Origin of the sequence: Marinobacter sp. S0848L, assembly GCF_023016065.1 — a bacterium.
GTDB lineage: Bacteria > Pseudomonadota > Gammaproteobacteria > Pseudomonadales > Oleiphilaceae > Marinobacter.
Genome location: NZ_JALKAQ010000006.1, coordinates 119,478 through 141,093 on the forward strand (window position 1 = coordinate 119,478; position 21,616 = coordinate 141,093).

A 21,616-nucleotide genomic window follows, 5' to 3' on the forward strand; every position below is an offset into this window, starting at 1 on the left:
AGCCATCATCGGATAGCTGCAGGGCATTGCACATTAGCGCCAGATACTGCTGTCGATTTTCTCGTCCAGCTCTGGGTAATCTGCGGATTTGAACTGCGGTACTACGCCTTCTTTACGCTGAGCCAGATAGTCTTTGGTCAGCTTAATCACAGTGCCCGACAAGAGCACAATGGCAATCAGGTTGATCACCGCCATCAGACCCATGGACGCATCCGCGGCGTTGAATACGGTGACAACCGCTTCGTAACCTCCCCAAATCACCATGCCCAAAGCGGCCAGGCGAAGAATGGTCAGGCCCAGGGTGTTGCCGCCTTTCAGGTACACCAAAGCGTTTTCAGCGTAGGTGTAGTTGGCAACGATGGAAGTAAAGGCAAAGAACAGAATGGCCACGGCAATGAAGTAGCTGCCGAACTCGCCAAGGTGAACTTCCATAGCCTGCTGGGTTAGCTGGGTGCCGGTTACGCCGGAACCTGGCTCCAGAACGCCCGCCAGCAAAATCATGATTGCTGTGGCGGTACACACAACGATGGTGTCAACGAACACACCGAAAGCCTGTACCAGACCCTGAGAAGACGGGTGGTGCGGTGCAGGCGTTGCCGTTGCGGCAATGTTCGGTGCCGAGCCCATACCCGCTTCGTTGGAGAACAGGCCGCGCTTGATGCCGTTCAGCATGGCCGCGGTGACGGAACCCACAGCGCCACCGGCTGCTTCTTCCAGGCCGAACGCGCTTTTTACGATCAGCGCTAATACGCTCGGTACTTCGGTGATGTTCATCGCCATCACGCCCAGTGCCAACAGTACATAGGCGCCGGCCATAAACGGCACTACAAATTCCGCAAAGCGAACGATTTTGCGCAGACCGCCGAAAATCACAACGCCCGCACAGGCGGCGATCACCACGCCGACGCCAAGTTTGGGTGCGCCGAACGCACCTTGCATGGCATCGGCAATGGAGTTGGCTTGAACGGCGTTGAAGACCAAACCAAAGGAAATAATCAGGCAAACCGCGAAAATGGCTGCGGCCCAGGGTGCTTTCAGGCCTTTGGCGATGTACACAGCCGGGCCGCCTCGGTATTGGCCCTTACCGTCACGCACTTTGTAAAGCTGAGCCAGTGTGCTTTCTGCATAGCCCGTGGCCATGCCCACCAGAGCGACCATCCACATCCAGAAAATGGCCCCGGCACCGCCCAGATAAAGAGCAACCGCGACACCGGCAAGGTTACCGGTGCCAACGCGTGAGGCGAGGCTGGTGCACAGAGCTTGGAACGGGGAAATACCGTGAACGTCACTTTCCCGGGAACCGCGGATGGCTCGTACCATCTCTCCGAAATGACGGAATTGAAGAAAGCCGAGGCGAACGGTGAAGAAAATGCCTACGGCAAGCAAACCGTAAACGAGGACATAGCCCCAAATAATAGAGTTGAGAAAATCGACAATTGCGGTCATCGACAAGCGCCTTGTGATTTGTGAATGAAAGTTAACCTAGAGGCGCGGCAGTTTAGCACGGTGAAATTTCACGCAGCTTGCGGATATCCGTGATACCCCGGCAGCAAAAAATCTGCTGCCGGGGGTATTCAGAAGCCCGGTAAAAGCGTTAGACAACCAATACGGGGCATTTAGCCTGGGAGGCAACCCGGTGAGAAACACTGCCCAAAAACATGCCGTCTTTATCACTGTTGGTGCCTTTGGTACCGACCACGATGAGATCGGCCTCTTTTTCCTTGGCGAACTTCACAATCACCTTGGAAGGCCGGCCCGCTTTCACGAAACCGCGCACTTTTGTGGCGCCGTGCTCTTTCGCAAACTCCTTCGCGTGGTTAACCACTTCTTTAGCGAATTCCGATAAAACTTTATCCGGGATGTCCATATCGTCGGGGCGCCCGATGGATAAGGAAGCTTCGAATAAGCTGTGATGCTTGTAAACACAGATGATGAAAATCTCCACCTCTGGTAACAGCCGTTGCAGCTCGATTGCCTTGTCCAGTGCCCGAAGCGATGTTTTGGAGCCATCCACGGCCGCCAGAATTCGATTAAACATAGCAGTCTCCTGTTATTGGCCGGGTATCCGGCTTACTGTGGGTAAGCCAGATCCCTCAGGAACAGCGCAATTTGCGGGAAGGCGATGATCAGGCCTGCGGCAGCCACCAACATGAATATAAACGGCGGCGTGCCGCGGATAACTTCCAGATACGGCCGTTTGAAAATCGCAATCGCGGTGAATATGTCGCAACCGAACGGTGGTGTGGCAGAGCCAATGGCCACCTGCAAGGTGATCAGAACACCCACCAATACCGGATCAAGGCCCGTAGACTGAATCGCAGGGGCGAAAATCGGGGTGAGCACCAGAATCACCACGATGGGGTCTACAAACATACAGGCGATGAAGAACGCGACACAAATCGCGATCAGAACGCCTACCGGGCCAGCCTCGTTGACGCCAACGGACTCCAGAATGGCTTGCGGAATCTGGGCAAAGGAAATGATCCAGGAGAAACCGTTACCCACAGCAACCAGAATGAAGACCACGGCGGTGATCAGGCCGGTTGATTTGGCAATTCGATACACATCGGTCAGTTTCAGCGAGCGGAAAATCACGAACTCCAGCAGGAACGCATAAAGCACGCACACGGCGGCCGCTTCCGTTGGGCTGAAAATACCGCCGTAAATACCGCCGACAATAATGACCGGGAACATCAGTGGCCAAGACGCATCCCGAACTGACACGGCACGCTGTTTCCAGCTGGCTTTCTCTTCCGTGGGTACGTTGTTCTTGTAGGCGTAAATCAGACAGTACACCGAAAACATCAGCAGGATCAGCAAGCCCGGACCAATACCGGCAATGAACAATTCGGCAATGGAGGTTTCCGAAATAACCCCGTAAATAATCATCCCGATGCTGGGCGGGATCAGAAACGCAATGTCACTGGCGTTAACGATCAAAGCCAAGGTAAAAGAGTCAGAATAACCGGCTTTAAGCATCTTCGGACGCAGCGGCGAACCCACCGCAACCACGGTTGCCTGAGTGGAACCAGAGACCGCACCGAACAAGGTGCAGGAGGTGGCGGTACTGATCGCCAGCCCGCCCTTAACGTGGCCAATAAACGACATGACCATGTTGATCAGCCGGTCGGCAGACTGACCGCGCGTCATAATGTCGGCAGCCAGAATAAACATAGGTACTGCGATCAACGACGCCGGCCGGATGCCGCCCATCATCTGCTGGATGAAGGTGCCCATCTGGCCGAAGCCGTCAAACATCATTACAAAACCAACCACCGCGGCGGTGATCAGTGGAATCATCATCGGGAAGCCCAGAAGCAGCAGCCCGATCATGATGAGCATCATAATAGTTGCCATAGTATGCGTGTCCTCAACCTTCCAGGTTTGTGCTGCTTTTAAACTTCCGATTCTGTGTCGGCATAACCGTCAACCACCCCTGTTGAAAGGTAAACATCCTTGCTGGTGAAGTTTTTAATGGCGGTGAGGAAGTACTGAATGCCCGTTATGGCAAAGCCGATCGGTGCCCAGATATAAATCCACCAGATGGGAAGGCCCAACGCTGGCAGGATTCGGCCCCGGCCGTGCAGTGTTTCGATGTAGCCGTATGAGTAGTAACACAGGAAAAACATCACAACGGAGGTGAAGAGTGCGATGACGATCATCAGAACTTTCCGGCCGCTGGCAGGAAAGGCATCGTAGACCGCTGACATGCGAATATGGCGACCGTGCCGGGCGGCATAACCAATGCCGGCAAAGGTGATCAGGATAATGAGGATTCGGTTGATCTCGCCGGAGAAAAACAAACCTTCTCCGAAAACAAAACGGCCAATAACGTTAATGCAGGTGTTGATGGCCATCAGGATAACGCCAGCAGCCAGCATGACTGCTTCGGTTTTGGCTATCCATTCGTCGATGGTGCCGAGAATGCCGGGTAAACCGGATTCATAGGTGCCGGTATCGTCTTCAACAGCCTCTTGAGGATGCTCAGACATGGGTGGTGCTCCACAACTGATTGCTCCCGGCCGTTAAAGCACACGGCGGGGCAGATTTAAACCTTAGCCGGACAACAAAGGGTGGCCAGAGCCACCCTTTGAATCCTGCCGTTTATTCGCCTTGAACAGCTTCAAGGTCGGCTTTGAATTGCTTAAGGAGTTTCTTGCCGCCGTCGCCAGTCATCTCGATGAATTTCTCTTCAACTTGAGGTGCCCGTTTGCGGAACGCCTCAATCTGTTCATCGTTCAGACGGGTAACGGTCACGTCGTCACCTTTTTCGACAATTTTCTCAAGCGCTTCATCTGCCAGACCATCGATGTGATCGATGATTTCTTCAAAGGCGAAGTCAGCGGCGTCTTGCACCAGCTTTTTGTCTTCGTCAGACAAACCGTTGTAGAAGTTCTGGTTCGCCATCATGGCGGTGGTGAACCAGCCGTGGCCGGTGAATACCAGGTTCGGAGACACTTCGTACAGACCGCCGGATTCAATCCAGAAGATCGGGTTTTCCTGACCCTGAATCATATTGGTTTGCAGAGCGCCGTATACCTCGCCCCAAGGCAGGGGTGTGGGGGTGGCACCAAACGCGGAATAGGTTTCAGACAACAGCGGGTTGGTCATCACCCGGATCTTCTTGTTCTGGAACTCTTCTGGCGATGTCACCGGCTCATCCACGGTGACAACGAATTCGCCTTCCGGGTACATCTTCAGCAACTCCAGACCTTGTTCGGAATAGAGTTTCGGGAAGTCTTCGTTGATGGCCTTGGACTCACGGAAAAATTCGATCACCGTGTTCATGTCGGTTGGCAGCAGGTAGGGAATGAAGAAGATCTGAGCTTCTGGAATCAGTGCGCCCGTGAAACCCGGGGACTGGTTCACGAAGTTCAGGATGCCCGCCTGGGTCTGCTCCATGATGTCGTCGGACTCACCCAGCTCGCCAAAGCGGAAAACCTGCAATGTGTGGTCCGAGTTTTCTTCGATGTATTCTTTGAATTTGTAGGCGTAGACGTCTTGAACATCACCCTCGTACTCTTCGTGGGCATAACGCCAGTTGGCTGCATTTACCGCATTGGCTGCGGTCAGACCGGCAAACGCCAGTGCTGAAATACCCGCCAGTTTCCTGAATTTGCTTGTGCTGTTCATCGCGTTGTCTCCGCTCTTTTTTTCAGTTAATTCCTTGTTACCTTTTTTTAGACTGGCAAAACAACGCGGTTTTCGCAAGGAAATGACCAAAATCAGGGAATTGGGGCTGGCGATTATTCCGGCATTGCAAGTCTATGAATTCAGGCCTGATTCTGTTTTGTGAAGCAGGCCTGAAGGAACTGCCGGAACTCCCGGGCCACCCTGTCGACACTGTTCTCCAGCCGGTGCCCGTCTGGCAGTACAAGGGTTTCGAGGCGCTGCTCACGGGCCAGTTCCAGAACCGGCATCACCGGTACCACATCATCATCCCAGCCGTGAATGATGCGGGTATAATGGGCGCCGATCAGCGGGCTCGATTGCGGATATTTAGGCAACGCCAGTGCCGGCGCCAGCAGAAAACAGCCCAGTACCGGGGTGGTGGCGCTGGTTTGGGCGCACACCCAGCCACCCATGCTCGAGCCGGCCAGGATGGTCCGCTCCGGCACGGCGCCGGCACTTTCCATGGCGGCTCGCATCTGCTCCAGCCGGACTGCCGGGTCTTTGCTGCTGCGGTGGTCGATGGCCTCGGCCCGCACGCCATCAAACTGTTCCGCCACCGCTTTCAGGGCCTGGATCTTGGTGCTGCCCGGGCCGCTTTCCAGGCCATGGGACAGAAACACGAAAAACGGTTGTTCGGGCATGTCAGGCTCCCTGCATTCGGTCAGTCGGTTCAGGTCCGGGTTTGGGCCAGGATGTCGAGGGCGTGGCGGCGCCTGGCCGGCTCGTAGATATCAACGGTGAACATCAGCTCCTCCACCTGAATATCCGACAGCAGTTCCTCAAGTTGTTGCTTCAGGTCGTCGGAATTACCAATGACCTGCAAGCCCAGAAAATCCTTAACCCCGGCTTCTTCAGCGGCATTCCACAGGCCATTCATGGACTCCACCGGCGGCTTCATCCACAGCGGCTGGCCACGGAACAGCGACAGAATCCGCTGGTAGCTGGTGGTGCTCAGGAATTTGGCTTCTTCCATGGAGTCCGCCGGTACGGCCGGAATGGCCAGCATGGCGTAGGGCTGCTGCAGCTGCTCGGAAGGCTGGAAATTATCCCGGTACACCCTGAGCGCTTCGCGATACAGGCGCGGTGCAAAGTGGCCGGCAAAGGCATAGGGCAGCCCGCGCATGGCGGCCAGCTGGGCACTGTACAGGCTGGAGCCCAGCAGCCAGATCGGCACGTTGGTGCCGGCGCCGGGAATGGCTTTGACCGGCTGGCCCGGCTGCAGCGGCCCGAGCAGGGTTTGCAGGCGAGTGACGTCTTCAGGGAACTGCTCCGCGCCCAGACCCTCCCGGCGCAGTGCCCGAGCGGTAATCTGGTCGGTGCCCGGCGCCCGGCCAAGGCCCAGGTCAATGCGGCCCGGGTACAGGCATTCCAGGGTGCCGAACTGTTCGGCAATCACCAGGGGCGGGTGGTTGGGCAGCATCACGCCACCGGAACCGACGCGGATGCTCTCGGTCTTGCCGGCAATGTGGCCCACCAGTACCGAGGTGGCAGAACTGGTGATGCCTTCCATGTTGTGATGCTCGGCCAGCCAGAAACGCTTGAAACCAAGCTTCTCGGCATGCTGGGCATAGGCCACGCTGTTGGCCAGTGTGGTGGAGACGGAATCGCCTTCGCGGACGGAGGCCAGTTCGAGCAGGGAAAAATCGGGTTTAATGGACATGGAGCTCCGGGATTCTGAAGGACTATCGATAGTGATCAATAAACAATGATGGTTCGGGCCGGTTTCTTCAAGGGCTGGCACGGTAGCGGGGCCGGATTTCCCTGCAAGTGCTAAAGTGCATGAACAGTCTGGCGCTCTGGTTCGTATATACCGGCCAGACAACAGGAGGAAAGATCATGCGTAGGGTGCTGATACAGTGTGTGAGTTTGGTTGTGTTTCTGGGCTTTGCCTCTTCGGCGGCTGCCCAATCTTGCCCGGAATTCCTGGACCACGAGCAGCGCAAGCTGCATTCCCGGGATTCCGTTAATCTGTGCGAGGTGGCGGCGGGCCAGCCCATGCTGGTGGTTAATACCGCCAGCCGTTGCGGTTATACCGGCCAGTTTGAAGGGCTGGAGGCCTTGCACCAGCAATATAAAGACCGGGGCCTGGTGGTGGTCGGTTTTGCCAGTGATGATTTTCGCCAGGAAGCGGACACCGAGGAAGAAGCGGCCAAGGTCTGCTTTGTGAACTTCGGGGTGACCTTCACCATGATTGCGCCCACGCCGGTTACCGGCGAGCAGGCCAACCCGGTGTTCCGGGAAATCAACCGCCAGAGTGAGCAGCCGCGCTGGAACTTCACCAAGTATGTGGTGGACCGCAGCGGGAAGGTGGTTGAGCGTTTCCCCAGCAAGGTCCGGCCGGACGACCCGCAACTGATCGAGGCGGTAGAGTCTGTACTGTAACGCCCGGGATGGCATAACCGGCTACCCTTACAGGCAGGGTATCTGAACCGTTGTACAAGGAACCTTCAATGGCAGAAAGCATCTTTGCCGCTGTGCGTGAACAGATAAAACAGAATGTATCCGACACCCTGAATGCGTTTGGCGATGGCCAGGCGGACTGGGGGGAACTGGCGGTGCATGCCCTCAGCCAGCTTCTGATTTCGGCCTTGTATCTGGGGCTGTTTCTGGTGGTGTACGCCCTGCTGATCAGCATTGTGCGTTTTGCCGTGGGCAAAAAGCGGGCCCGGCACCCGTTATTTAACCATGCCCGTACGGGGATCCGGTATCTGTTCGGGCTGGGCGCTTTGCTGGTGATCATGGCCCAGTTCGGGGCGGCGCCGGAATTGCTGAAATCCATGGCCCGGGCCGGGCTGATGGCCTTGGGGTTCTTTGTGGGCTGGCTGGTTGCCGGCCGGCTGATCCGGGAAGCCATGAGCCGCTACCGGCTGGATCCGTCCATCCGGCAGCTGGTGGAAAACCTGTTCTCTGTGCTTACCGCTACCTTTGCGGCGGTCACCGTGCTGGCACAGTTTGGCTTTGATGTGGTGTCGATTGTGGCCGGGCTCGGGATTGTCGGTATTGCGGTGGGCTTTGCGGCTCAATCGACCCTGTCCAACTTCATTGCCGGCATTACCCTGTTGATCGAACGGCCATTCCGGATTGGCGACTGGGTAACCATCAACGGGCAGGACGGCAAGGTGGTCAAGATAGCCCTGCGCACCACCTGGCTGCGCACCCGGGACAACATTTTCACCATGATTCCCAACGACAGCGTGGCGTCTTCCGATATCGTCAATTACAGTGCCGAGGGCGCGACCCGGCTGAATATACCGGTGGGTATCGCCTACAAGGAGTCCGCCAAGGCAGCCCGGGAGGTGATCATGCCGGTGCTGCTGGCGCATCCGGAAGTGCTGCAAAGCGCCGGTATGGAACCCCGGGTGGTGCTGAAGAACCTGGGCGATTCCTCGGTAGACCTGGAAGTGAAAATCTGGATTACGCCGGATAACCTGGATGTTCAGCCCAGAATCATGGCCGATGTGCTGGAGCAGGTTAAGGAGGCACTGGATGACGCCGGCATCGAGATTCCTTTCCCGCACCTGCAGCTGTTTATTGATGAAGCCAAGGGCCTGAAACCCCTGGTGGAACCGCTTTACCCGAAACTGGCCGGCAAGTCCTGACCTGCCGGTACGAGGAGAACAAAATGACGGAGCCGACGGGCTACTACGAAGACAACACCACCCTGGCCCAGTACCTGGAGTTCCACTTTGGCGAGAGCTGGCATGGCGAGGCGAACTTCCCGAAAGAGCTAGCGGATGCCGCCATGGAGGCGCTGGACGGCCGGCAAACCTGCCGGGCCCTGGATATTGGTTGCGCAGTAGGGCGAACCACGCTTGAGCTGGCGCGGCATTTTGATCACGTGGATGGCATCGACTTTTCCGAAACGTTTATCCGCAAATGCAAGGAAGTGGTGCGGGAGGGAGTGGCCCGCTATGCCCGGCCAGAAGAAGGTGAACTGGTCAGTTATCAGGAGCGTTCGCTGGCAGCTCTGGGTTTGTCTGATGCCATGCACCGGGTGGCTTTTCACCAGGGCGATGCCTGCCAGCTGGGTGCGCGTTACCGGGATTACGACCTGGTGCTGGCGGGCAACCTCATTGATCGACTCTACAAACCATCCCTGTTCCTGGAAACCGTTCACGAACGCATAAATGACCTGGGCTTGCTGGTGATCGCTTCCCCGTACACCTGGCTGGAAGAATACACGCCCAAGGCCGAGTGGGTTGGCGGTTTCCTGAAAGATGGCAAACCTTACACCACACTGGATGGCCTGAAGGATATGCTGGCGCCCCACTTCCGGATGCTGGGCGAACCCAGGAGCCTGCCTTTTGTCATTCGCGAGACCCGCAACAAATTCCAGCACAGCTTCTCTGAGTTGACGGTCTGGGAAAAATTACCGGATTAACCGCGATGTCACGAAAGGGTCATATAGAGCGGGTATTCTGAGGATTCATCAGGACAATGCATTGTGTTGGTGCATCGTGTGATTGCTTCAGCCGGGGACTCCCCGGCTTTTTTACGCCTGGTGTTTTTTGCCGGAACTGTCCCGGCGAAGGGCCCGTTCCCGACGGCGCTCGCTTTCCGTGTTTTCCTCAATGGTTTTCTGCACAAATTCGATATGCTCTCCGGCTATTGCCCGTGCCGCCTCGGCCCGGCCTTCCACAATCGCGGTAAACAGTTTCTGATGCTGGCTGATCAGGCCCGTCCGGGTGGCGGCTTCCTTGGAGTACATCCCGCCGATGTTGGTGACAATATTGTTCTTCAGCAGGCTGAACAGGTTGCGCATGGTGTGTAGCAGCACCACGTTGTGGCTGGCTTCGGCAATGGCCAGATGAAAGCCGGCATCCGCCGCGCCTTCCTGCTCGATGTTTTCTTTGGAAGGGGTCTGGTAGCAGGCATCAAGGTCCTGCCAGGCCTTGGTCAGGCGCGCCTTGTCAACTTCAGTCGCCCGCTGCGCCGCGTAGTAGGCGCAGTCTGCTTCCAGGGTGCGCCGGAACTCCAGCAGGTCTCGATGGGCTTCGGGTCGGTTTTCCAGCAGCTGAACAAGGGGATCACTGAAGCTTGCCCCCAGGCTTTCGGTTACAAAATTTCCGCCACCCTGGCGGCTGATCAGCAGGCCTTTCGCTGCGAGCTTTTGCACCGCTTCCCGTAACGATGGCCTGGAAACCCCAAACTGCTCGGCCAGTGTCCGCTCAGGTGGCAGGCGCTGGCCGGGCTTCAGGGTGCCTTCGAGAATCATGGTTTCCAGCTGTTCGACAATGGTGTCTGCCAGGCGTTTCGGGGCGATCTGGTTGATCGACATAGGGCTCCGGAGTTCACGGATTAAATTGGTCTTACCAAAAAAACTGACTGCCTTTGTACTTGTTTTAACAGCAAAACAGCAAGCCCTTAAGACCAATGTCTTAGTTTGGGGTTTTGACAGTCTTTAATCGCTCAAATACTGTGCTTGGATCAGATTTGTCAATTGGTAAGGCCAATTATCCAAAGATAGAGCCCAATAACAATACTCTGGAGAAAACCATGTCATCCGGATTACTCGCCCTGCTGGCATTTGCCCCCATTCTGCTGGCCGGAATTCTGCTTCTCGGCCTGCGATGGCCCGCCCGAACTGCCATGCCTGTTGTCTTTCTGGCAACGGCCGTACTTGGCTATACCGCCTGGGACATGACCCTGAACCGAATTTTCGCCTCGACCCTGCAGGGACTGGTGATCACGATCGGTGTGTTGTGGATTATCTTCGGCGCCATTTTGCTACTGAACACCCTCAAGCACTCGGGAGCCATTGCTACCATTCGCTCTGGTTTTACCAATATCACGCCGGACCGGCGGATCCAGGCCATTATCATTGTCTGGCTGTTTGGCAGTTTTATTGAAGGCGCATCCGGTTTCGGTACGCCAGCAGCCATTGTGGCGCCGTTACTGGTGGCGGTAGGTTTTCCGGCCATGGCGGCGGTTATGCTCGGGATGATGGTGCAGAGCACGCCGGTGTCGTTTGGCGCGGTCGGCACACCGATCATTGTCGGTGTGACCACGGGGCTGGACGAGGCCACGATCAGTGGCCAGCTTGAGGCTGCGGGTTCCAGCTGGGAAGCCTACCTGCAGCTGATTACCTCCGAAGTTGCCATTACCCACGCCATTGCTGGCGTGATCATGCCGCTGCTGATGGCGGTGATGATGACCCGTTTCTTCGGCCAGAACAAAAGCTGGAAGGAAGGTCTGGAAGTGTTGCCGTTTGCCCTGTTTGCAGGCGTTGCCTTCGTGGTGCCCTATGCCATCACGGGTATACTGATGGGGCCGGAGTTTCCGTCGTTGCTGGGTGGCCTGATTGGCCTGGCGATTGTCACGTTTGCGGCCAGGAAGGGCTTTCTGATTCCGAAGAAAACCTGGGACTTTGCCGAGCGTGAAGACTGGCCAGCCGAGTGGGTTGGCAAGCTGGAAATGAAACTGGAAGACATCGCTGCCCACCCCATGAGTGGCTTTCGTGCCTGGCTACCGTATGTTCTGATGGGTGCAATTCTGGTGATCAGCCGCACGGTAGCGCCGGTGAAAGACTTCTTCGTCAGCATTGGCGTATCCTTCTCGAACATTCTGGGTGAGGCCGGGGTCAGCGCCGGTGTGCAGCCACTGTACCTGCCTGGCGGCATTCTGGTGATGGTGGTGATTGCTACCTTCTTCATTCACCGGATGAGCACCAGGGCCATGGGTGAAGCCCTGAAAGAGTCGGGCGGGGTGTTGCTCAGCGCGGGCTTTGTACTGCTGTTCACCATTCCGATGGTGCGGATCATGATCAACTCCGGCGTCAACCTGGCCGACCTGCCAAGCATGCCGCTGGCCATGGCCACCTGGGTGGCGGATTCTGTGGGCGGCATCTATCCCTTCCTGGCGCCTACAGTCGGTGCGCTGGGCGCTTTCCTTGCCGGCTCCAATACCGTATCGAATATGATGTTCAGCCAGTTCCAGTTTGGTGTCGCCCAAGGCCTCGGCTTGTCCACGGCGCTGATGGTGGCGGTGCAGGCTGTTGGTGCGGCTGCGGGTAACATGATCGCGATTCACAATGTGGTGGCGGCTTCGGCGACGGTTGGTTTGCTGGGCCGTGAAGGCCAGACCCTACGCAAAACCATTCGCCCGACCATCTACTATCTTGTAATGACCGGTGTGGTTGCCTTGGTGGCAGCCTATGCTTTGGGCGTTACCGACCCTTTGATGAACTGATCTGAAACAACGGGCAGGGCTGCCACGCAGCCTGAAGAACCCGGAGGCAATAACTGATGACTGAGCTGTTCTACGACGCCGCCCCCAATGCCACCCGCGTGGCTCCTGAACGACCCGGGCCACGAACGTATCCGGCCAAGCCGCCCGAGGTCACGCTGTTCGGCACCTGCGTGGTGGACCTCTTCTTCCCGGAAGCCGGCCTGGACGCCATCCGCCTGCTGGAGCGGGAAGGCATTCGCGTGCACTTCCCACAGGAACAATCCTGCTGCGGCCAGCCGGCCTGGACCTCCGGCTACGTGAACGAGGCCCGGGAGGTGGCACGGGCACAGCTCAACCTGCTCGACAACGGCTTGCCGGTGGTCGTCCCCTCGGGCTCCTGTGCCGGCATGTTCCGGCAGCACTACCGGGAAGTGTTTGCGGAAGAGCCGGATACCCTCAAGCGTGTGGATGACCTGGCCGAGCGTACCTTCGAGCTGACCGAGTTTCTGCTGCACGTATGCAAGGTAGACTGGCAGGATCTCGGCCAGCCCACGCAGATTGCCCTGCACACGTCCTGTTCCGCCCGTCGGGAAATGAACACCCACCTGCACGCCCGGGAGTTGCTGGGCAAGCTGGCGAACGTCGAGCGGCTGGATCACGACCACGAAAGTGAATGTTGCGGCTTTGGCGGCACCTTCTCGGTGCGCATGCCGGAAGTTTCCGGCGCCATGGTGCTGGATAAAACCCGCTCGCTGCGGGAATCCGGGGCGGTGGAAATGGTGACCGCCGATGGCGGCTGCCTGCTCAACATCAACGGCTCCCTGGAAAAACAGAAACAGACGTTCCGGGGCCGGCATCTGGCCAGCTTTCTTTGGGCGCGGGTGAGTGGAGAGGTGAAATCATGAGCCAGCGTATACCGGTAAAAGAACTCACCGACAGCTTCCGTGGCCGCGCGGTGGGCGCCCTGGCCGACGCCCAGCTGCGCACCAACTTCCGCGTCGCCATGGACTCGCTCATGAAAAAACGGGCCGATGCTTTTCCGGACGAGGAAGAGCGTGAAGGACTGCGGGAACTCGGCAACCACATCAAAGCCCGGGCCCTGTCCCGGTTGCCGGATTTGCTGGAACAGCTGGAAGCGAAACTGACCGAAAACGGCGTTCACGTCCATTGGGCAGAAACCACGGAAGAGGCCAATCGCATTGTGCACACCATCATTGAGTCGAAACAGGGCTCGCAGGTGGTGAAGGGCAAGTCCATGGTCAGCGAAGAAATGGAGATGAATGATTACCTGGCCGAACGGGATATCGAGTGCCTGGAGTCCGACATGGGCGAGTACATCGTCCAGCTGGATGGCGAAAAACCGTCCCACATCATCATGCCGGCGATTCACAAAAACCGCCGGCAGGTTTCGAAACTTTTCCACAACAAGCTGGGTGTGGACGAAACCGACGATGTGAACGAGTTGATTCAGATTGGCCGGCGCACCCTGCGCAAGAAGTTTCTGGAAGCGGACGTCGGGGTGTCGGGTGTGAACTTTGCGATCGCGGAAACCGGCACCCTGCTGCTGGTGGAAAACGAAGGCAACGGCCGCATGAGTACCACGGTTCCTCCGGTGCATGTGGCGGTTACGGGTATCGAAAAAGTAGTGGCAAACCTTCGGGATGTGGCGCCTTTGTTGTCGCTCTTAACGCGCTCGGCACTGGGTCAGCCGATTACCACGTACGTGAATATGATCTCTGGCCCTCGCAAAGCGGATGAACTTGACGGCCCGGAAGAAGTGCATTTGGTGCTGCTGGATAACGGCCGAAGCGGAGCTTTCGCGGACGCTCAGCTGCGCCAAACCCTGAACTGCATACGCTGCGGTGCCTGCATGAACCATTGCCCGGTATATACCCGGGTGGGTGGTCATACCTACGGCGAAGTGTACCCGGGGCCGATTGGCAAAATTGTCACGCCGCATATGGTGGGTTTGGATCATGTACCCGATCATCCCAGCGCGTCGTCATTGTGCGGTGCGTGTGGTGAGGTCTGCCCGGTGAAGATCCCTATTCCGGAACTGCTTCAGCGGTTGCGACAGGAGAACGTAAAAAGTCCGGACGAGCCAGCGGTTGTGCAAGGCGGTGGCTCGAAGTATTCATGGAAAGAGCGCGCCTTATGGCGAATGTGGATGGCACTGAACACTCGTCCGACTTTGTATAAGTGCTTCCTGTGGGCCGCCACGCGGCTTGGCAAGCTGACACCGAAGAACCTTGGCCCCTGGACGGAGAACCACACCGCACCGGTACCAGCCCGGCGGTCTTTACACGATTTGGCGAAAGCCCATCTTAACGCCGAGAAAACATCGGGGGACCGGTCATGAGCGCTCGTGACAACATCTTGAAAAAGCTCCGGGCGGGCCTGGAAGGCAGCACTCCAAGGCCTGACCAGTTCGACGAAACGCTGGTGACCGAACCCTGGCAGTATGCACCGGAAGACCGGATCCAGCGTCTGCGCAGCCTGATGGAAACGGTTCATACCGAGGTGTACACGCTGGCGGCCGCGAATTGGCCGGCGAAGGTGCAGGAACTATTGGAGAACCGAAGACTCGCCAACCTGTTGTACGCACCGGGTACCGGGCATGGGCAGCAGCTGGCGGAGTTCTGGGCGGAAGCCGCTGCCGAGCAAAACCTGTTGGCCTACGACCGCCCGATTGAGGAATGGAAAGAAGAACTGTTCTGGCAAGTGGATGCCAGTATCACCGGCACCGCAGGCGCAATTGCGGCAACCGGCTCTTTGGTGTTGTGGCCAGACCGGCATGAGCCGCGGCTGATGAGCCTGTTACCACCGCTGCATATCGCCCTGTTAAAGGCCAGCGAGGTCGAAGACAACCTATATGTCATGATGGAAAAACAGAACTGGCCGGCCGGTTTGCCCACCAATCTCTTGCTGGTATCCGGGCCCTCGAAAACGGCTGACATCGAGCAGGTGCTGGCGTACGGCGCTCATGGCCCGAAAGAACTGGTTGTCCTCATCCTTGAGGATGCCTGATCTTCAAACGCGCACAGTCAGTGCTTACTTAATGCCGAAACCGCGTTTATTCAGGAATTCTTTCATATGAGCGCGCAGCTTGCTGGTGAACAAGGGCTTCAACTGCTCGGACCAGTTGGTGTTTTTATTGCCGCCCGTGCGCTCCCGGTAATAGCGGGCCATGGTGTCGTCAAACTCGGCAACCAGCGTTTCATCATCAGAATCGTCGTAGACGTCTTGTTTCAAAATGCTGGCCAATGGCAGGCGGGGCTTCACCTCGGGATCTTGATCCGGGTAGCCCAAGCACAGGCCGAACACGGGGTAAACATGCTCAGGCAGCTTCAGAATCTCGCTGACTTCCTGCGGGTTATTGCGAATGCCGCCAATGTAACAAATGCCCAGACCTTCCGACTCCGCTGCAACCACCACATTCTGGGCCATTAAAGCCACATCGACACTGGCAACCAGCAGTTGCTCGGTCATCCCGCGGGTGACTTCCGCACCCGATCGTTCGGCGGCTTCTGTTGAGCGTTTCATATCGGCGCAGAACATCAGAAAATCGGAGGCGCTTTCGACATAGGGTTGGCCGCCCGCCAACTCCGCCAGACGCGCGCGGCTTTCCGGGTTCACCACATGAATCAGGGTGTAAGCCTGCACGTGGCTGGAGGTGGCCGCGCTTTGGCCAGCCCGAATCAGCTCTTCAAACAGCTCTCTGGGGATCTGCTGATCCTTGAACTTGCGGATGGAGCGGTGTGACTGTAGAAGTTCGATTGTTGGATTCATAGCCCCTCATCGGTTGTGAATAAAATCGTAAGCAAGGTTCCTATCCTCGGTTAATTGCGTGTACTATGCTACTGTATAAATATACATGCATTTAACGACTGCGAGGACGCCTCATGGCAGTACAATCTTTATACTTTTCGGATCGGGACGGACTGGAAATGGCGCTAAGCAACCCGGACACCATGCTCTTTCAAAGCAAGGCTGAGGCTGATGCACGGGATAAGGTGTTGGAGCTGGCAGAAAACGTAGCGCTCTGGTTGGAGAAAAACGTAGAGGGGCTTTCTGAAGACTTGGCAGAACAGTGCGCCATGAGCATCGCCGAAAACAAAGACCTGTTCGCCAAAGCCATGAAAAAGCCGGAATTGCTGGTCGAGGCTGCCGAGCCCGCGCCCTCGGAAAGCTGAGAGACTGGGGGGCTTCAGCCCGGGCGAGTTATCCGCGGTTCAGTTCGTAAGCTGCCATATTCACGGCCGAGGCCAGATTCAGGGACTCTATCGCTGCCGCGCCAGGGATGGTGTAACGATGAGCGTTGAGTTTGGTTAAGGCTGCGGCCGGCACACCTCGGGCTTCGTTGCCGAACAGGTAACAATCGTGGTTTTGAAAACCGGGTTCTGTAAGGCGGTCACCGCCGATGTCCAAACACGCAATGTTCGGGTAACGCTGGCTTAGGGCATCCAGACTGATGTCGGTTTCCAGAGGCACGTGAAAAATAGCACCCATGCTGGAGCGGACGACCTTTGGGTTGTAAGGGTCAACACTGCCGGGGCTGAGCAGGCAACGCATGCCGCCAAACCACGCTAGCGTGCGCAAAATGGTGCCAAGGTTGCCGGGGTCCTGAACTTCGTGCAGGTAAACGGCTTTTTCAGTGTCTATGGAACCAGTGCTGGCGGCGGTGGGCAGAGGAACCACCGCGAGAATGCCTTGCGGGGTTTTGGTGTCTGCCAGCTGAGCCATTTGCCGATCACTGATTACCTGCTTGGGCCACGGGCTGCGCCAGTCTTCGTAGGCGCTGGTGACAAACAACTGAGCCCGCTTCCAGTGCGAATTGCTGGCCGCTGCTTTTTCGAGTTCGAGCACCAGGTGTTCGCCTTCCACCAAGAAATGCCCCAAGGATTGGCGATATTTCTTCTGATGCAGTTTCTTGATGTCGTCCAGCTTCACGGTAGGCTTCCAGTGTTAAGCAGTGCTTGGCGTTGTTGCGCCATTGTACTGGTGCGCCCGAAGCTTGTCAGGCGCTTGGCGGCTTTTGCGGTCGTGTAGGCAGCGGCGTACAATGGCGTTCTCCCGCAGTAAACAGAAGACTATTCCGATGGCCCGTTCAAAAAGCAGTAACCGCTGGCTCGAAGAGCACGTCAACGACCCCTTTGTAAAACAGGCTCAGTTGGACGGCTATCGCTCCCGCGCCAGTTATAAGTTACTGGAAATCAACGACAAAGATCGTTTGATTCAGCCCAATGGCTTGGTAGTCGATCTTGGTTCTGCGCCGGGCGGATGGTCACAGGTGGCGGCCAAGCTGGTGGGTCACAAAGGCCGGGTGCTGGCGTCGGACATACTGCCGATGGATAACATCGCCGGCGTGGAGTTTATTCAGGGCGATTTCACCGAAGAGTCGGTGTTTGACGAACTGATGGCGGCGTTAGACGGTGCCAAAGCCGATGTGGTGATCTCTGACATGGCACCCAACATCAGCGGTGTGAATGCGGCAGACCAAGCGGCATCTATGTACTTGGTGGAGCTGGCTTTGGATATGGCGTGTCAGGTGCTGAAACCAAAAGGCAGTTTTGTCGCCAAAGTGTTCCACGGCGAGGGTTACGATGAGTACGTCAAAGCGGTGCGCGCTGCTTTTGACAAGGTTTCCGTGCGCAAGCCGGATTCCTCAAGAGCCCGGTCCCGTGAAGTTTACTTGGTGGCCAAGGGATTCAAGGGCGCCTGATTCATTAAGGGGCCCTCCGTCCCCTCGAAACCTATTGTATTATAGGGTTCTCCTTCCTGAAAGTGCTCCTCCTTGGGGCGACTTCTTGTCTTGTGCCGTCCCTGAGTAGCGCCTTTTTCCTTCTTTTTTAAACAAATTCCGTGGATTTGCTTCTGATTTTGCCAATCGAGGATCGGCTAAATCCGTCTAACTGAATGATTTAAAAGATAATCTGATCCGTGGTTTTGTTCCTCTCTTGGGGTTCCAAATAAACTCACCCGAGAAACCAAGTAAAAACCATTGATTGTATGGGTGTTAATGCCTAGTATTCTGTTGGGGAGTAAATCCTAAGCAGTAGCATTTCCAAATTCCGATGGATGGAGAACAAAAACAATGTCCGTGCAGAAGAGACCAACAGGTGGCGAGCAGCCATCAGCGTTAGGGGCGTTAAAATTGCGCGTGCCCTTCGTGCACTACAAACTAGAAATTCCGGATATTTTGCAGGGTGCGATACTTTGTGTTGTTCCACTGAGTATCACGGCGCTTATGACCTCAGTGTTGGGTATTCCGTTTGAAATCGCGGTTGCCTTTGTGCTTTTCAACAACATTCTTTATTTACTGCATACGCATTTTGGTGACCCAACCGTTGCTGGCTGGATCACCGCGGGAATCCCTCTGTACGTGGCATTTTTGATGGGCTATCCAGAGGGGGAGGCGAGGATACTGGCGCTCATTGCACTGCAGTTAACGGTCGCCTTGGTTTTCTTGGGGCTAGGGGTTTTTAAGGGGGCTGACTCGCTAGTACGAAAAATGCCTATGTCTCTAAAGGCAGGCATCCTTATCGGTGCCGGGGTTTCTGCGGTGATGGGTGAATTTGCGGCTGATGGTCGTGTTTGGACGATGCCAATCACCATTTTGACGGGCGCCGTGCTTGGCTTCTTCATGCTCTTTTCCGAAACCGCAGGACCACTCCGCGCTCGTTACGGTTTTTTCCGCTTTGTTGCTCAGTACGGTATCGCGATACCTTTCCTAATCGCTTACGTGTTCGGCTTGATTATCGGAGAGGTCGAAATGCCCGTAATCGAGTGGGGTTTCACGACGATTCCGGTAGGTACAATCCTTCAGGAATACAGCATCATTGGTCTTGGAATTCCGCCGTTTCAGTACTTTATTGATGCTATCCCGCTGGCTTTGGCTGCTTACATCATTGCCTTTGGCGATATCCTGGTGATGGACTCGCTTTTCAAGAATGCCGATAGCGCTCGCAAGGACGAGAAGCTTGTCTTTAGCCCCCGTCGGAACAGCATCATTGTAGGGATTCGTAATACTCTTCATGGCATTTTTGCGCCTTTCATCAGTCTGTCGGGTCCGGCTTGGACCGGTGGGCAGGCGCTGGTTATAAACCGCTATATGAACAATCCACGTTCGGTCATGGACAGTTATTGGGGTGGCGCAACGAGCCTGTACTGGGGGATGACTATCGCCATTGTGTTGGTGCCCGTTGTGACCTTGTTTAAGCCAGGGCTCAACATTGGTATGGCATTGACGTTGCTGATTCAGGGTTATTTGTGTGGATATCTGGCCATCGAAATGCTGGAACGTGAAACCAATCTTGAACGAGGCGTTGCGATCATTGTTGGGTCGGTTCTCGCCGTTAAAGGCGCAGCATGGGGTTTAGGCATCGGTCTCGTGTTATGGCTAGTGTTGGAAAAAAACTGGTTCGCAGACGCCTACAAAGCAACACATCACCATGATGACGAACCTGCACCGGATACAGATGCTGTCGTCGACCGAAGTTAAAGGCAGCAGAGCGTCATCTAAGGGAACAACAAGAGGTTAAACGAAATGGAAAATATGTTTGAGGTCGGACTCGATAAAACAGAGGCGAATTACACGCCTCTGACACCGATCACCTTCATTCAGAGAACGGCCCTGGCGCATCCTTCGCGCACAGCGGTTATTCATGGGAACATCCGTCGGAATTGGTTGGAAACCTACGAGCGCTGCCTGAAAATGGCCTCGGCGCTGCGCAAGCTCGGGGTGCGTAAAGGCGATACGGTCGCTGCCTTGTTACCGAACATCCCTGAAATGCTGGAATTGCATTTCGCGGTGCCGATGATTGGTGCGGTTTTGAATGCCCAAAATACCCGGCTTGATTCAAAGACCATGACCTTCATGCTCAATCATAGTCGTGCCAAGGTATTCTTTACCGATAAAGAGTACAGCGACCGAGCTCGGGAAGCGCTCCAGGGTTGTGATGCCAAACCCACAGTCATTGATGTCGACGACCCGAACTTCGACGGCGGCGAGCTAATTGGCACCTTGACCTATGACGCTTTGCTGGCGACCGGTGACGATGATTTCCAATGGGATATGCCTGACGATGAATGGCAGGCCATTGCTCTGAATTACACCTCTGGCACTACCGGTAACCCAAAAGGCGTGGTTTATCACCACCGCGGCGCAAATTTGAATGCCATGAGCAACGTCATTGGGTTTGGGCTCCCTGCAGGTGCTGTTTACTTGTGGACCCTGCCGATGTTCCATTGCAACGGCTGGTGTTACCCCTGGGCAGTGACCGCGGTGGCGGGTACACATGTTTGCTTGCGCTCACCGCAGCCTAAGGCCATCTATGAGGCGCTCTCAACACACGGTGTGACTCACTTTTGTGCCGCCCCGGTGGTTATGAACATGCTCATTAATGCCCCCGAAGAAGACAAAAAGCCGTTTGACCAGCGCGTGACAGCCGCAACCGGCGGCGCGGCGCCCCCAGCCGCAACCATTGAGGCCATGGAAGCAATGGGTGTGCAGGTGGTGCACTTGTATGGTTTGACGGAGACCTACGGCCCTAGCCTGATTTGCGAATTCCAGGACGAATGGAACTCGATGGATGCCAAGAACAAAGCTGCCAAGATGGCACGGCAAGGCATTATCTCTTTGTCTATGACAGACATGATGGTTGCGGACCCGGTCACGCTTGAGCCCGTTGCAAAAGACGGAGTGAGCATTGGCGAGCTGTTTGTCCGAGGCAACTCCGTGATGAAGGGTTATCTCAGTAACCCAGAGGAAACTGCTAAGGCGTTTCATAACGGTTGGTTCCACACAGGTGATTTGGGGGTATGGCACAACGATGGCTATGTGGAAATCAAAGACCGTTCCAAAGATATAATTATCTCCGGCGGTGAGAATATTTCGACGTTAGAAGTCGAAAGCACTCTTTATGAGCACCCGGCGGTACTGGAAGCGGCGGTGGTCGCAGCCCCGGATGACCATTGGGGTGAAATTCCTTGTGCCTTTATAACTCTGAAATCCGGGAATGAAGGATTGACAGAAGAGGACGTAGTCACTTTTTGTCGAAACAAACTGGCCGGTTTTAAAGTGCCTAAGAAAATCGTATTCGCAGATAATCTGCCGAAAACATCAACCGGTAAACTGCAGAAGCATGTGTTGAGGAGTCAGCTGACAGCATAGTGGTAGACTTGTTGAAATGCTGTAGCTATGTTCCCCCGGCCTTGGCCGGGGGCTTTTTTTGGCCCCAAAAAACCCGGCTAAAAGCCGGGAATAAACGATGGGGTG

21 protein-coding genes are annotated in these 21,616 nt (G+C 56.0%); 11 read left to right on the top strand and 10 right to left on the bottom strand.

The window, feature by feature from the left end; all coding sequences use genetic code 11:
- Positions 1-33: 33 nt before the first annotated feature.
- The 7 genes from MWU64_RS09680 to MWU64_RS09710 form a co-directional block, all read right to left on the bottom strand.
- Positions 34-1,446: a sodium:alanine symporter family protein gene (locus MWU64_RS09680; RefSeq protein ID WP_247063862.1), complete on the bottom strand. Its 1,413-nt coding sequence runs from the start codon at positions 1,444-1,446 to the stop codon at positions 34-36.
- Positions 1,447-1,594: 148 nt separating this feature from the next.
- Positions 1,595-2,038: a universal stress protein gene (locus MWU64_RS09685; protein WP_247063864.1), complete on the bottom strand. Its 444-nt coding sequence runs from the start codon at positions 2,036-2,038 to the stop codon at positions 1,595-1,597.
- Between the two features lie 32 nt (positions 2,039-2,070).
- Complete coding sequence (locus MWU64_RS09690) at positions 2,071-3,357, bottom strand: TRAP transporter large permease (protein WP_247063867.1); 1,287 nt, start codon at positions 3,355-3,357, stop codon at positions 2,071-2,073.
- Between the two features lie 38 nt (positions 3,358-3,395).
- Positions 3,396-3,992, bottom strand: coding sequence for a TRAP transporter small permease (locus tag MWU64_RS09695; RefSeq protein ID WP_133006748.1), 597 nt, complete (start codon positions 3,990-3,992; stop codon positions 3,396-3,398).
- A gap of 112 nt (positions 3,993-4,104) precedes the next feature.
- Entirely contained in the window at positions 4,105-5,133 is a 1,029-nt protein-coding gene (gene dctP, locus MWU64_RS09700; protein ID WP_247063869.1) for a TRAP transporter substrate-binding protein DctP, read from the bottom strand.
- 140 nt (positions 5,134-5,273) lie between these two features.
- Positions 5,274-5,813 (bottom strand): YqiA/YcfP family alpha/beta fold hydrolase, encoded by a 540-nt coding sequence (locus MWU64_RS09705; RefSeq protein ID WP_247063871.1) that lies wholly within the window; start codon positions 5,811-5,813, stop codon positions 5,274-5,276.
- Between the two features lie 29 nt (positions 5,814-5,842).
- Positions 5,843-6,832 (bottom strand): LLM class flavin-dependent oxidoreductase, encoded by a 990-nt coding sequence (locus MWU64_RS09710; protein WP_247063873.1) that lies wholly within the window; start codon positions 6,830-6,832, stop codon positions 5,843-5,845.
- Between the two features lie 176 nt (positions 6,833-7,008).
- Between MWU64_RS09710 and MWU64_RS09715 the strand changes: the two genes are divergently transcribed.
- The 3 genes from MWU64_RS09715 to MWU64_RS09725 all read left to right on the top strand — a co-directional run bounded on the left by MWU64_RS09715 (position 7,009) and on the right by MWU64_RS09725 (position 9,553).
- Positions 7,009-7,554 carry a glutathione peroxidase gene (locus MWU64_RS09715; RefSeq protein WP_247063875.1) on the top strand — a complete coding sequence of 182 codons (546 nt, stop codon included), beginning with the start codon at positions 7,009-7,011 and terminating at the stop codon, positions 7,552-7,554.
- Positions 7,555-7,622: 68 nt separating this feature from the next.
- On the top strand, positions 7,623-8,771 hold the full coding sequence (locus tag MWU64_RS09720; RefSeq protein ID WP_247063876.1) for a mechanosensitive ion channel family protein: 1,149 nt from the start codon (positions 7,623-7,625) through the stop codon (positions 8,769-8,771).
- A gap of 23 nt (positions 8,772-8,794) precedes the next feature.
- Positions 8,795-9,553 carry a putative 4-mercaptohistidine N1-methyltransferase gene (locus MWU64_RS09725; protein ID WP_247063878.1) on the top strand — a complete coding sequence of 253 codons (759 nt, stop codon included), beginning with the start codon at positions 8,795-8,797 and terminating at the stop codon, positions 9,551-9,553.
- Between the two features lie 111 nt (positions 9,554-9,664).
- Here MWU64_RS09725 and MWU64_RS09730 read toward each other — a convergent pair whose 3' ends face one another.
- Positions 9,665-10,450 (bottom strand): GntR family transcriptional regulator, encoded by a 786-nt coding sequence (locus MWU64_RS09730; protein WP_247063880.1) that lies wholly within the window; start codon positions 10,448-10,450, stop codon positions 9,665-9,667.
- 218 nt (positions 10,451-10,668) lie between these two features.
- Between MWU64_RS09730 and MWU64_RS09735 the strand changes: the two genes are divergently transcribed.
- Genes MWU64_RS09735 through MWU64_RS09750 form a run of 4 tightly spaced genes read left to right on the top strand, consistent with a single transcriptional unit; the run spans position 10,669 to position 15,366 of the window.
- Positions 10,669-12,360, top strand: a complete 1,692-nt coding sequence (locus MWU64_RS09735; protein WP_247063882.1) for an L-lactate permease — start codon at positions 10,669-10,671, stop codon at positions 12,358-12,360.
- 56 nt (positions 12,361-12,416) lie between these two features.
- Positions 12,417-13,244 carry a (Fe-S)-binding protein gene (locus tag MWU64_RS09740; protein WP_247063884.1) on the top strand — a complete coding sequence of 276 codons (828 nt, stop codon included), beginning with the start codon at positions 12,417-12,419 and terminating at the stop codon, positions 13,242-13,244.
- Complete coding sequence (locus MWU64_RS09745) at positions 13,241-14,698, top strand: LutB/LldF family L-lactate oxidation iron-sulfur protein (RefSeq protein WP_247063886.1); 1,458 nt, start codon at positions 13,241-13,243, stop codon at positions 14,696-14,698. Before MWU64_RS09740 ends, MWU64_RS09745 begins: the two co-directional genes overlap by 4 nt.
- Positions 14,695-15,366, top strand: a complete 672-nt coding sequence (locus MWU64_RS09750; protein ID WP_247063888.1) for a lactate utilization protein C — start codon at positions 14,695-14,697, stop codon at positions 15,364-15,366. The genes MWU64_RS09745 and MWU64_RS09750 overlap by 4 nt, the downstream gene beginning before the upstream one ends.
- A 24-nt stretch (positions 15,367-15,390) precedes the next feature.
- On the opposite strand, the gene nfsA is transcribed toward MWU64_RS09750, so the two are convergent.
- Positions 15,391-16,128 (bottom strand): oxygen-insensitive NADPH nitroreductase, encoded by a 738-nt coding sequence (gene nfsA / locus MWU64_RS09755; protein ID WP_247063890.1) that lies wholly within the window; start codon positions 16,126-16,128, stop codon positions 15,391-15,393.
- Between the two features lie 113 nt (positions 16,129-16,241).
- Between nfsA and MWU64_RS09760 the strand changes: the two genes are divergently transcribed.
- Positions 16,242-16,532 carry a YebG family protein gene (locus MWU64_RS09760; RefSeq protein WP_247063892.1) on the top strand — a complete coding sequence of 97 codons (291 nt, stop codon included), beginning with the start codon at positions 16,242-16,244 and terminating at the stop codon, positions 16,530-16,532.
- A 28-nt stretch (positions 16,533-16,560) separates the two neighbouring features.
- On the opposite strand, the gene MWU64_RS09765 is transcribed toward MWU64_RS09760, so the two are convergent.
- The gene (locus MWU64_RS09765; RefSeq protein ID WP_247063894.1) at positions 16,561-17,289 is read right to left on the bottom strand and encodes an RNA methyltransferase; all 729 of its coding nucleotides are present in this window, start codon (positions 17,287-17,289) and stop codon (positions 16,561-16,563) included.
- A 148-nt stretch (positions 17,290-17,437) separates the two neighbouring features.
- On the opposite strand from MWU64_RS09765, the gene rlmE reads away from it, so the two are divergent.
- From rlmE to MWU64_RS09780, 3 genes are all read left to right on the top strand, one after another.
- Positions 17,438-18,061, top strand: a complete 624-nt coding sequence (rlmE, locus tag MWU64_RS09770) for a 23S rRNA (uridine(2552)-2'-O)-methyltransferase RlmE (protein WP_114334910.1) — start codon at positions 17,438-17,440, stop codon at positions 18,059-18,061.
- A gap of 372 nt (positions 18,062-18,433) precedes the next feature.
- Positions 18,434-19,840 carry a hypothetical protein gene (locus tag MWU64_RS09775; protein ID WP_247063895.1) on the top strand — a complete coding sequence of 469 codons (1,407 nt, stop codon included), beginning with the start codon at positions 18,434-18,436 and terminating at the stop codon, positions 19,838-19,840.
- A gap of 45 nt (positions 19,841-19,885) precedes the next feature.
- Positions 19,886-21,511, top strand: a complete 1,626-nt coding sequence (locus MWU64_RS09780; RefSeq protein ID WP_247063897.1) for an AMP-binding protein — start codon at positions 19,886-19,888, stop codon at positions 21,509-21,511.
- Positions 21,512-21,616: the final 105 nt, after the last annotated feature.

Excerpts from the sequence above, each read along its gene's own strand:
- MWU64_RS09680 (WP_247063862.1), bottom strand. The coding sequence starts at position 1,446 with ATGACCGCAATTGTCGATTTTCTCAACTCTATTATTTGGGGCTATGTC.
- MWU64_RS09685 (WP_247063864.1), bottom strand. The coding sequence starts at position 2,038 with ATGTTTAATCGAATTCTGGCGGCCGTGGATGGCTCCAAAACATCGCTT.
- MWU64_RS09690 (WP_247063867.1), bottom strand. The coding sequence starts at position 3,357 with ATGGCAACTATTATGATGCTCATCATGATCGGGCTGCTGCTTCTGGGC.
- MWU64_RS09695 (WP_133006748.1), bottom strand. The coding sequence starts at position 3,992 with ATGTCTGAGCATCCTCAAGAGGCTGTTGAAGACGATACCGGCACCTAT.
- dctP (WP_247063869.1), bottom strand. The coding sequence starts at position 5,133 with ATGAACAGCACAAGCAAATTCAGGAAACTGGCGGGTATTTCAGCACTG.
- MWU64_RS09705 (WP_247063871.1), bottom strand. The coding sequence starts at position 5,813 with ATGCCCGAACAACCGTTTTTCGTGTTTCTGTCCCATGGCCTGGAAAGC.
- MWU64_RS09710 (WP_247063873.1), bottom strand. The coding sequence starts at position 6,832 with ATGTCCATTAAACCCGATTTTTCCCTGCTCGAACTGGCCTCCGTCCGC.
- MWU64_RS09715 (WP_247063875.1), top strand. The coding sequence starts at position 7,009 with ATGCGTAGGGTGCTGATACAGTGTGTGAGTTTGGTTGTGTTTCTGGGC.
- MWU64_RS09720 (WP_247063876.1), top strand. The coding sequence starts at position 7,623 with ATGGCAGAAAGCATCTTTGCCGCTGTGCGTGAACAGATAAAACAGAAT.
- MWU64_RS09725 (WP_247063878.1), top strand. The coding sequence starts at position 8,795 with ATGACGGAGCCGACGGGCTACTACGAAGACAACACCACCCTGGCCCAG.
- MWU64_RS09730 (WP_247063880.1), bottom strand. The coding sequence starts at position 10,450 with ATGTCGATCAACCAGATCGCCCCGAAACGCCTGGCAGACACCATTGTC.
- MWU64_RS09735 (WP_247063882.1), top strand. The coding sequence starts at position 10,669 with ATGTCATCCGGATTACTCGCCCTGCTGGCATTTGCCCCCATTCTGCTG.
- MWU64_RS09740 (WP_247063884.1), top strand. The coding sequence starts at position 12,417 with ATGACTGAGCTGTTCTACGACGCCGCCCCCAATGCCACCCGCGTGGCT.
- MWU64_RS09745 (WP_247063886.1), top strand. The coding sequence starts at position 13,241 with ATGAGCCAGCGTATACCGGTAAAAGAACTCACCGACAGCTTCCGTGGC.
- MWU64_RS09750 (WP_247063888.1), top strand. The coding sequence starts at position 14,695 with ATGAGCGCTCGTGACAACATCTTGAAAAAGCTCCGGGCGGGCCTGGAA.
- nfsA (WP_247063890.1), bottom strand. The coding sequence starts at position 16,128 with ATGAATCCAACAATCGAACTTCTACAGTCACACCGCTCCATCCGCAAG.
- MWU64_RS09760 (WP_247063892.1), top strand. The coding sequence starts at position 16,242 with ATGGCAGTACAATCTTTATACTTTTCGGATCGGGACGGACTGGAAATG.
- rlmE (WP_114334910.1), top strand. The coding sequence starts at position 17,438 with ATGGCCCGTTCAAAAAGCAGTAACCGCTGGCTCGAAGAGCACGTCAAC.
- MWU64_RS09775 (WP_247063895.1), top strand. The coding sequence starts at position 18,434 with ATGTCCGTGCAGAAGAGACCAACAGGTGGCGAGCAGCCATCAGCGTTA.
- MWU64_RS09780 (WP_247063897.1), top strand. The coding sequence starts at position 19,886 with ATGGAAAATATGTTTGAGGTCGGACTCGATAAAACAGAGGCGAATTAC.